1 protein-coding gene is annotated in these 1,088 nt (G+C 42.4%); it reads right to left on the minus strand.

Annotated features, from left to right (window positions below; translation table 11 throughout):
• Window positions 1–13: 13 nt before the first annotated feature.
• Window positions 14–970: an IS30 family transposase gene (locus tag AC5WOF_RS19400; RefSeq protein ID WP_496051588.1), complete on the minus strand. Its 957-nt coding sequence runs from the start codon at window positions 968–970 to the stop codon at window positions 14–16.
• Window positions 971–1,088 lie beyond the last annotated feature (118 nt).

Consider the following 1,088-nt stretch of genomic DNA (forward strand, 5'->3'; position numbering starts at 1 on the left):
ATATGATAGATTGTCAAGCTAAGTGCGACAGCTCTTCTTGAAAGGATTCATGTGCTGATTTCCATCCCAGACATTTTCGAGGTCGATGATTGATTAAATGGAGAACAACTTCTAGTTCTTTCTGGGAAACTTTAGCTAGATCGGTGCCCTTGGGAAAAAACTCCCGTAACAGACCATTCGCATTTTCGTTTGTTCCCCTTTGCCAAGAGGAGTACGGGTCTGCGAAATAGACCTCCACTCCAAAACGTTTTTCTAATGCCAGGTGACAGGCGAATTCTTTCCCTCGATCTACTGTAGCAGTTTGGAAGGTTCCTTTGGGAAAACGAATAGCAAGCTGTTCAAATGCTCGTTCCATCGAAGAGGCTGTTCGATCTGGGATCTGGATAGCAAGATAGCAACGAGTCTTGCGTTCGACAAAAGTTGCAAAACACCCTTTACTTTTGCCACGACTGGAAACCACTGTGTCCAGCTCCCAGTGCCCAAATTTTTCTCGTTTTCGTACTTCTTTGGGGCGCTTATGAATTGATTTTCCTATCTGGAATTTCCCCCTTGTTTCCTTGGGTTTCCTACGTTTTCCCTTCTGTCTTAAAACATGGAGATCTCCTTTAGAAAGAAACCCGAGATAAAGCCAACGATAAATAGTTTTGAAAGACACCTTGTCGCATTCTTTTTGGGTTGCTAGATAGCCAGCAATTTGTTCAGGCGACCAAGATAGTGCTAACTTTTGTTCGATGAATTGGACTAGGATAGGGGTCGTTTTCCCTTGGTATGCCAGTTCTTTTCGGCGCTTTTGGCAAATACCTTGTGCTGCCTTTGCACAATAGTTTTCCTTTTTATTCCGCTTCAACTCCCTAGCTATGGTAGAAGCGTGACGTCCAATTGTTTTTGCAATTTCTCGTGCAGACCAACCCATTTTATGCAACATCTCTAGCTGAATGCGTTCTTCTATGGTAAGATGCGTATAGCTCATGGAAGATTCTCCTTGTGTAAATGGTGTTGTGGTGACTTCATTTTACACGAATCTTTTCATGAGCTATTCTTTTCTTTCTAGGTGTCGCACTTCATATTACAATCCATCATATAAAAAA

The sequence above is a fragment of the Shimazuella sp. NTD250 genome (genome assembly GCF_059510375.1).